Origin of the sequence: Enterobacter cloacae complex sp. P18RS (assembly GCF_014982105.1) — a bacterium.
Taxonomy (GTDB): Bacteria; Pseudomonadota; Gammaproteobacteria; order Enterobacterales; family Enterobacteriaceae; genus Enterobacter; species Enterobacter hormaechei_C.
In genome coordinates this window covers 39911-50589 of record NZ_JADCKV010000021.1, presented here as the reverse complement: position 1 = coordinate 50589, position 10679 = coordinate 39911, and the positions used below count along the sequence as shown (strand labels likewise).

1 protein-coding gene is annotated in these 10679 nt (G+C 63.1%); it reads left to right on the top strand.

From position 1 onward, the window contains the following. Positions 1-10623, top strand: a 10623-nt coding sequence (locus INF61_RS16655) for a BapA/Bap/LapF family large adhesin (RefSeq protein ID WP_193547931.1), incomplete at its 5' end; no start/stop codon positions are given. Between the last annotated feature and the right edge of the window lie 56 nt (positions 10624-10679).

The window sequence follows — 10679 nt, the reverse complement described above, 5'->3', positions numbered from 1 at the left end:
ACCGGTACCGCTGAGCCGGGCAGCACGATTACCCTGAAAGATGCCGATGGCAACACCATCGGAACGGGCAAAGCGGGCAGCGACGGGAAATTTACGATTGATCTCGGTACGCCGCTTACCAACGGAGAACAGATCACCGCTACCGCCACCGATCCGTCCGGCAATACCAGCCCGGGCGTTCAGGTCACGGCACCGGATTTAACCGCGCCGGATGCACCCGAGATTGTCACCGTCAATGATAACGTGGGCGCCGAAACAGGCCCGCTGAGCAACGGACAACGCACGGACGATGCGCGTCCGACGTTCAGCGGCATCAGTGAAGCCGGCACCGTCATTACCTTCTATGACAACGGGAAACCGATTGGCACCGCCACAGCCGATGCCACCGGGAAATGGAGCTTTACCCCGTCGACCAACCTGTCTGAAGGCAACCACGCCATTACCACCACCGCGACCGATGCCACAGGCAATACCAGCCCGGCGTCCACGGCGGTAACCTTCGTGGTCGATACCGTCGCGCCTGGCGCGCCAGCGATCGTCAGCATCACCGATGATGTTGCGCCTGGCACCGGCACGCTCGGGAGTGGAAGCAGCACCAACGACCCGCGGCCACAGCTCACCGGCACGGCGGAAGCGGGCTCGACGGTCACCATCTATGATAACGGCATTGCCATTGGCACAGCGGTTGTGGGCAGTAACGGAAGCTGGAGCTTTACGCCGTCGGTGAATCTGAGCGAAGGCAGCCACCAGCTTACCGTGCGCGCCACCGACGTCGCCGGTAACACCGGCCTGGCCTCGCCGGTCTTTACCGTCACGGTAGATGTCACCGCGCCGCAAACGCCTTCCGGATTTATCATTAACGACGACACGGGCGTACTGAAAGGGGCGATCGGTGCCGGGCAGTTTACCGATGCCTCAGAGCCGCGCCTGACGGGCAGAGGCGAACCGGGCAGCACGATCACGGTTTACGATAACGGCGTTGTTATCGGCACCACCACCGTTCTGCCGAACGGTACCTGGAGCATCACGCCGACGAGTCCACTGGCAGAAGGCACACACTCGATTACCCTGCGGGAAACCGATGCGGCAGGCAACCAGAGCGGTCTGTCTCAGCCGATCAACTTTACCGTCGATCTTACGCCGCCAGACATGCCGGTTGCGACGCTCAACTCCGCAGGCACCCAGATCACCGGTACCGCCGAGCCGGGCAGTAAAATCGTCATCACCAACAATGCCGGGCTGCAAATCGGGACCGCCACTGCCGACAGCAACGGCAACTATGTCGCCAACCTGAACCCTGCGCAGACCAACGGTGAGATTATCTCCGTGGTCGCCTCCGATGCCGCAGGCAACCAGAGCTCACCGGCGCTGGTTAACGCAGCGGATATCACCCCGCCTGCCGCACCGGGCAACCTGGTGGTGGCGGAAGACGGGGCCAGCGTCAGCGGAACCGCCGAGCCAAACAGCACGATTATCATTAAAGCGCCGGACGGTACGATCATCGGCCAGGCCACCGTCGGTCCGGACGGCACATTTACCATCCCGATTTCGCCAGCCCAGACCAACGGCGAAGCCCTTGAAGTGACGGCCACCGACGGCAGCGGTAACACCAGCCCGTCTGGCTTTGCCGACGCGCCAGACAGCACCCCACCGCTGGCGCCGGAAAACGTGGTGATCTCTGCCGACGGCACCACCGTAACCGGTACAGCCGAGCCGGGCAGTACCGTCACCATTCGTGAAAATGGCGTGAAGGTCGGGGAAGCGGTCGCCGACGATCAGGGGAATTTCAGCGTAGATCTGATCCCGCCGAAAGCCAACGGCGAAGCCCTGACTGCCGATGCCACTGATACCGCCGGAAACACCGGTCCGACCGCGCCGTTTGACGCGCCGGACATCACCGCGGCACAAACCCCGGTCATCACGGGCGTGGTGGATGATGCCCCCGGCGTCACCGGTCCTGTCAGCCAGAACGGTCTCACCAACGACAGCACGCCTACCATCAACGGAACGGGCGAGCCTGGCACCACCATCACCCTCTACAGCGGTACTACCGAAATTGGCACCGCAGTCGTGTCGGCGAACGGTCAGTGGTCCATCACGCTGGAAACCGCGCTACCGGACGGCGGGCACGTACTGACGGCGACGGCGGTTGACGCCAACAATAACCTCAGCGGGACATCGAACACCTGGAGCATCACGGTGGATACCGCCGCCCCGGGCGCGCCGGCCATTACGCAGGTCATTGATGACGTACCGGGCCGCACGGGTGCGCTCGACACCAATGAAACCACCAACGACACGCTCCCGACGCTGAACGGTACCGGCGAGCCGGGCTCCACCGTGACGATCCGTCTGGACGGACAGGATATTGGTACTGCCGTTGTCAACAGCGGTGGCGCATGGACCTTCACGCCTACTACCCCATTAGTGAACGGGCAGCATACGTTCACCGTCGTCGCGAGCGATGCGGCCGGTAACGCCAGCGCACCATCAGCCGGCTTTACCTTTACCGTCGATACGACTCCGCCACCAGCGGCCACCATTGACACCGTTTCCGATAACGTGGGGCCCGTGCAGCTTCCGCTTAACAGCGGGGACACCACCGACGACACGCTGCCGCAGTTGCAGGGAACCGCACCGGACGGCACCACCATCACGATCTATGACGGAACCACCCTGCTCGGCACGGCCGTGCTCGACGGCAGCGGTGGCTGGAGCTTTACGCCAACCACGCCGCTGACGGACGGCCCGCACTCGCTGACGGTCCACGCAACGGATGAGGCGGGTAACACCACCATTTCGCCGCCGTTTGAACTGGCGATCGACACCACCGCGCCTGCAACGCCGGATATTCCTGAGATCACCGTCAACCCGGACGGCGGCTCGCCGGGGACGGCCCTGAATCCTGGGGAGACCACCCGGGATACCACGCCAACCCTGAGCGGCTCGGGCACGCCGGGCGATACCGTCAACATTTACGATGGCGCCACCAAAATTGGTGAAGCCGAGATCGATGGCGACGGTAACTGGAGCTGGACACCCACCACTCCGCTGCCTGACGGCACCTACGATCTCTCCCTGACGGTGACCAACCAGGACAGCGCCGGGAACGAAAGCGCGCCGTCCACGCCGGTGACCATTACCATTGATACCGACGCGCCTGCCCAGCCGGGAACCCCAACGGTGACAGACAGCGTAAGCCAGATCACCGGCCCCGTGCTGGATGGCGAATCCACCAACGATCCGCGTCCGGTCCTGAGCGGCACCGGTACGCCGAATGACGTCATTACCATCTATGACCAGGTGGGTACAGGCGAGCCGCAGGCCGTGGGCAGCGTTACGGTGGACGGTAACGGTAACTGGAGCTGGCGTCCTGAGAACAACATTGGCGAAGGGACGCACGAATACACGGCGACCGCCACCGATGAAGCCGGGAACGAATCTGTGCCATCAGCCGGTATCACGATAACGGTCGATACCCTCGCCCCGGACACCCCTGTTATCAGCGACATCGCCGGCGCGCAGAACGGCGGGTCCACTAACGACACCACACCGACCCTGAGCGGAACCGGCACCACCGGCGAGACGGTGATCATCTACAACAACGGCGTGGAAGTGGATCGCGTTGAAGTCGTCAATGGCGGATGGTCCTATACCCTGCCGACGCAGACCGACGGCCCGCTGAATATCACCGTCGCCGCGGTGGACGATGCCGGTAACGTTAGCCCGGTAAGCCCGGTCTTTACGGTGGAGGTTGATACGCAGGCGCCAACCGTGCCGCAAATTGACGCCGTCTCTGACAGCCAGCTGACCAACAGCGTGCTTTACACCCGCGACGGTACGCCAACCCTCACCGGGATTGGCGAGCCGGGTTCGAGCGTCACCGTTTCTGTTGATGGTGTCGCCTCGCCGGTGGTCGTGGAGGTTCAGCCGAACGGGACATGGTCCTGGACCGCCGACCCTGCGCTTACCGAGGGGCCGCATACCTTCTCAGTGGCCGCGAGTGACGCGGCGGGGAATACCTCCGCCAGCTCCGGCGATCTCAGCGTGACGGTGGATACCCTGCCGCCTGCAACGCCAACGAATATCACCATTGCCGCGGAGGGCACCCCGCTGACCGGGACGGCAGATGACGGAACCACGGTGACGGTTCGTGACGCCAACGGCAATGTCATCGGGACCGGGGTCGCGACGGGAGGCACCTTCTCCATTGCCCTCTCCCCGGCCCAGTTGGATGCCGCGACGCTGACGCTCACCGCCACGGACCCCGCAGGCAATGCCAGCCCGTCAACCACCTTTGACGTGCCGGACTCTCCGCTCGAGCTGCCTGCGGTACCGGTGATTACGGCGATCAATGATGACGTCGATCCCGTCACGGGTGATGTGAAAGATAAAACCACCAATGACACCACGCCGACCCTTACCGGCACCGCCGATCCGGGCAGCGTGATCGCCATTTATCAGGATGGGGCGCTGGTTCCGCTGACGAACGTTGTTGCGGATGATAACGGCAACTGGAGCTACACGCCGCTGTTGCCGCTGACGGAAGGGCCACACACCTTTGCCGTGACCGCCACGAATACCACCACCGGCGCGACCAGCGGGCAGTCGCCGATCGCGACCGTGACCGTCGACCTTACCGCCCCGACAGCGCCAGCCATCGGTGCGGTGACTGATGACGTAGGTCCGATCACCGGCCCAATCGCCGACGGGCAGAGCACCAACGACAACCGTCCTACCCTGACCGGGACAGGCACGGCCGGGGACACTATTACGGTGTACGATGACGGCGACCCGCTGGGCACCGTTGTTGTCGGTCCGACCGGCACCTGGAGCTACACGCCGCCTGCGCTGGACGACGGCAGCCACACCCTGACCGTGACCGCCACCGACCCGGCGGGCAATGAGAGCACCCCGTCGGCCGGGATCACCATTGTGGTCGACACCGTCTCCACCACGCCGGTGATTACCAGCGTGACGGATAACGCAGGCAATGCGGCAACGCCTGTCCCAAGCGGCGATCCAACCAACGACACCACGCCAACCCTGACCGGTACCGCCGAGCCGAACAGCGTCGTCGCCATTTTTGATGGCGCCACGCAGATTGGTACGGTGTCGGCAGACGGTACCGGCGCCTGGACATTTACCCCTGAAACCGCCCTCGGGGAAGGAACGCATGACTTTACGGTCAGAGCGACGGATCCGCAGGGCAACGTCAGCCAGCCGTCCGGCGTCTGGAGCATCAATATCGATCTGACGGCGCCACAGGTGCCGACGATCGATACGGTCAGCGACAACGCTCCGGGTGGCGTAACCGGCCCGCTTACCGCCGGGCAGGTCACCAATGACACCACGCCAACCCTGAGCGGCACCGGCCAGGCGGGTACCACCATTCACGTTCTGAATAACGGCGTGGAGATTGGTACCACTACGGTCGACGGCAACGGTAACTGGACCTTTACGCCGGACCCGGTTCTGACGGACGGGACGTATAACCTGCGCGTCAACGCCAGCGATGATGTCGGAAACGTCTCCGCCAACTCGCCAGTATTCGCCTTTACGGTGGATACCACTGGCCCTGCGGCCCCGGTGGTTACCACGGTGATAGACGATGTCAGCCCGGGAACGGGAATCATCGCCAGCAACGGTTCCACCAACGACACCCGTCCAACCTTCAACGGTACGGGGGAAGTGGGCGCAACGGTGCACGTTATTGTCGATGATGTGGAAATCGGCACGGCAATCGTCAACGCCCAGGGTAACTGGACCTTCACGCCGACCACCGCGCTGGGTGAAGGGCCGCATACCATTACCTTCAACGCCACCGATGCCGCAGGCAATACCGGGGTCACCTCGCCACCGTTCAACCTGACGGTGGATACGTCGGTGCCCGACGCACCAGTCTTTACCCCTGCCACCGACAATGCCGGTCCCGTGCTGGGCCCGGTCGCCTCGGGACAAAGCACAGACGACACCACGCCAACGCTGAACGGCACCGCGGCAGCCAACGCGACCATCACCATCTATGAGAATGGTCAGCAGGTGGGCACCGCCGTGGCTGATGCCAACGGCGTATGGAGCTTCACCACCGGCACGCTGGCAAACGGCAGCCACACCTGGACCGCCACGGCAACCGATGCCGCGGGCAACGTCAGTCCTGCCTCACCAGGCTTTACGCTGGTTGTGGATACGACTGCGCCTGCCGCGCCGGTTATCACCCAGGCGATTGACGATGTTGGCACCATCACCGGGGCGATTGGCTCCGGCCAGACCACGAACGATCCTCTCCCGCGCCTGGTGGGGACCAGCGAGCCGCTGGCCACCGTGAATATCTACGAAGGCACTACGCTGGTGGGCACCGGTACTGCCGATGCTAACGGCAACTGGACCGTGGATATCACCGTGCCGCTGGGCACCGGGTCACACACCTTTACCGCAGAAGCAACGGATCAGGCGGGGAACACCGGCTCGCCGTCCGCCGACTTCAGCCTGACCATTGACACCACGCCGCCAGCGCTACCGGTGCTGACCAGCATCACCGACGACGTCGGTAATGCTGCGACGCCTGTCGCCAACGGCGGGTTAACCAACGATGCACGTCCAACGCTCACCGGTACGGCAGAAGCCGGCGCGACGGTAACCATCTATGACAATGGGGTACAGATTGGCACCGCGGTCGCCACCGGCGGCGCGTGGAGCTTTACGCCGTCCACCCCGCTGGCTGACGGGCCGCATAATCTGACCTTCTCCGCCACCGACGCCGTGGGCAACGCCAGCGCGCAGACCGGGGGTTATACCATCAATGTGGATGCCACCGCACCTGTCGCACCGGCAATCACCTCGATTGTGGATGATGTGGGAACCGTCACCGGCCCTGTCACCGGCACCAACCCAACCAACGACACCCGTCCGACCTTAAACGGTACGGCGGAAGCCAATGCCACCGTACGTATTTACGACGGCACAACGCTGGTGGGAACCGTCACTGCCGATGCCAACGGCAACTGGACGCTGCCGCAAACCAGCACCACGCTGACCGAAGGCGCGCATAACTTCACCGCCACCGCCACCGATGCCGCGGGCAATACCAGCGCGCCATCGCCGATTATCACGATCAACGTTGACCTGACGCCGCCAGCAGCCCCAACCGGGCTGGCGGTGATCACCAACGGGACGCAGGTTACCGGTACGGCGGAAGCAGGAAGTACCGTCACCATTACCAGCAGCACCGGAACCGTGCTTGGAACGGCCGTCGCGGACGGCAGCGGAAACTTCAGCGCCACCCTCACCCCTCCACAGACCGGCGGGGAGTCACTGATTGTCTTTGCTACCGATAAGGCCGGTAACGCAGGTATCACCACCTCCGTGATTGCTCCGATCACCACGATCCCGAACGCGCCGGTTATCGCTAACATCGACGATAACGTCGGCACGGTGACGGGCAACCTGACCAACGGGAAAACCACCGATGACACCACGCCAACCCTGAGCGGCACGGCGCAGCCAAACGCGACTATCACCCTCTATAACAACGGGGTGCTGATGGGCACGGTCACCGCAAATGCCAGCGGCAACTGGAGCTTCACCACGCCGGTGCTGAGCGAAGGGCCGCATGCCTTCACCGCCACGGCGAGCAACGGCTCGGGCACCAGCCCGATTTCCACCTCGACCACCGTCATTGTCGATCTCACTGCGCCAACGGCCCCGACCGGGACCTTCAACGCAGACGGCAGTGTACTGACCGGTAGCGCCGAAGCGGGCAGTACCGTCACCATCCGTCTGGCGGATAGCTCAACGGTCACCGCCACGGCAGACAGCAACGGCTCCTGGAGCTATACCTTCCTCAATAAACAGACGGAAGGCCAGACGCTGCAAATCACCGCCACCGACGCGGCAGGCAACGTCTCGCTGCCCGGCTCAGCCCTTGCGCCGGTGGTGCCGCTCTCAGCCAGCACCAACGTTGAAGAGCTGGCGCTGACAACCACCGCAACGGTGACCAACTCGCAGTACAGCGACTATGGTTTCCTGCTGGTGGGCGCCGTAGGTAACGTGCTGACGCTGCTCGGCAACGACACCGCGCAGGTAGGTTTCACCGTCGGCAGCGGCGGCAATGCGGATATTGCCGTGAACGCCAACGCCACGGGGGCCGTACTCTCCCTGCTCAATACCCTTGAGCTGGTGGTACAGCGCTTTGACGCCGCCAACAACACCTGGACCACCGTGGTCGACACCGGACAGCCGCAGTTCGCTGACCTGCTGACCCTCGGCGCGACGGGGGTGTCGCTGAACCTGACCGGCCTGGCGGATGGTCAGTATCGCGTCCTGAGCTACAACACTAACCTGCTGGCAACCGGCTCTTACACCAGCCTCGATGTGGCGGTGAAAGAGACCAGCGCAGGCACCGTGTCCGGCGAGACCAGCGTTGTCGGGAACGTCATCACCGACGTGGATCCAACCGCAGGCAGCGACAACGCCCCGGCGGGCACCACCGTCACCGCGGTCACCAACGCCCAGGGCACCACCACCAGCGTCACGGCTGACGGCACGGTGATTCAGGGGCAGTACGGCACGCTGACCATCAACCTGGACGGCAGCTATACCTATAACCTGACCAACACCAGCGCCGCCGTCATTGGCCGCACGGAGAACTTTACCTACACCATCACCCACAACGGCACCAGCGCCTCGGCAAATCTGGTTCTGTCGCTGGGCGAAGGCACCAGCAGCAGCGGTATCGTGGCCGTGGACGATACCGCCTCGCTGACCTTCGATACCACCGTGGAGGCGATTAACAACGGCACCTCGTCGCAGGGCGGCTTTACCCTGGTGGGGATCAACCTTGGCAATACGCTGGGGCTGAACCTGCTGGACGATCTGGCCAACCCGATCATCTATAACGTGGAAGAAGGCACCACCCGCACCATGACCGTTCAGGCGTCCGTGGGCGGCGTGGCGCTGGCCTCGGTGTTCGACCTCTACATCTATAAGTTCAACAATGCGACGCAGACCTTCGAGCAGATGCGCGTTGAACCCGGCTGGCTGCGCGCGCCGCTGCTGGGCGGCACCTCCTCGCAGCTGACGCTGAATCTGCCCGCCGGCGAGTACCTGTTCCTGCTCAATACGGCGGCGGGGATCACCGCGCTGACGGCCTACACGCTGAACGTCTTGCAGGATCATGTCTACAGCGTGGCAAGCGTGAGCGAGAGCACGACCGGGGATGTACTGGCGGATGATATTGCGCCAGCGGGTACCGTAGTCTCCGACGTTAACGGCGTGGCGGTGAACAGCAGCGGTCTGACGGAGATCACCGGCGAGTACGGTACGCTGCGGATCAACGCGGCCGGAGAGTACACCTACACCCTGAACAGCGGGGTCGGGGCGGACCATATCAGCACGCCGGATACCTTCGTCTACACCATCACCGCGCCTGACGGCTCGAAAGACACGGCATCGCTGAACATCACCCCAACCGCGCGCCCAATGGATGCGGTAAACGATGTCAGCACCGCGATGGACGTCACGTCGGTTCACCATACCTCAACCTATACGGATACCTCCGTCGGCACCGCCAGCTGGACCACCGCCGTGTTGGGGTCAACGCAGGGCAGCGGAAGCGGGACCTTCGTGGTGGATGCAAACACCGCGCTGCATAACGCCTCGCTGCACTTTAACGTGGCCTCGCTGCTGGCGCTGGGCGGGCTGACGGTGAACTGGTCAATCACTGACGGGACGAATGTGATTCGCAGCGGCTCCTTCAGCGGAGGCTCACTGCTGGGCGGCAGCATCGACGTTCCGCTGACCGGTCTGGATCTCAACGCCGGGACCTATACGCTGAACTTTACCGGCAGCGTACCGGGGCTGAGCGTGGGGAACATCACCATTACCCCAAGCGTAAACGGCACGACCTACTCCCTGTCGCAATTCGACGCGACGGGCACCCACACCGTTGACGGCAATATCTTCGACGGCACCGGCTCCGCAGGGGCGATGGACCAGCTGCACTCGGTTGATACCCGCGTGAGCATTACTGGCTACGACGGCGTTACCACCACGCTGGATCCGTACACCGGCAGCACGATGTCAAACATCACGGGCCACTACGGGACGCTGGCGATTGCCGCTGACGGCAGTTACACCTATACCCTTAACCCGGGGATCTCGCTCTCTACCATTACCAGCAAGGAGGTCTTTAACTACACCCTGACCGACGCCAGCGGCGCCACGGATACCGCGTCGCTGACCATTGACATGGCGCCGAAATTTGTCAGTTCGGAGCATAACGATGTGATTAACGGCACGGCCTACGGCGACACGCTGATTTATCAGGTGTTGAACAATACGGCGGGTAACGCTACCGCAGGTAACAGCACGGGCGACCACTGGACGAACTTCTCCCTCACGCAGGGAGACAAGATCGACATTGGCGATCTTCTGGTGGGCTGGAACGGTAGTGCGTCGACGCTGGGGAACTATGTGTCTGTTTCACAAAGCGGTAACAATACTGTGATCTCCATCGACCGTGACGGCACGGGAGCCGCCTACACTAAATCTGCGCTCGTTACGCTGGACAACGTTCAGACCACCTACGACGAGCTTGTAAACCAGCAACACATCATTACCTAATAGCACCTGCAAGAAATGACCCGGGCGCGCACAGCGCCCGGGCATAAACAAAAAAG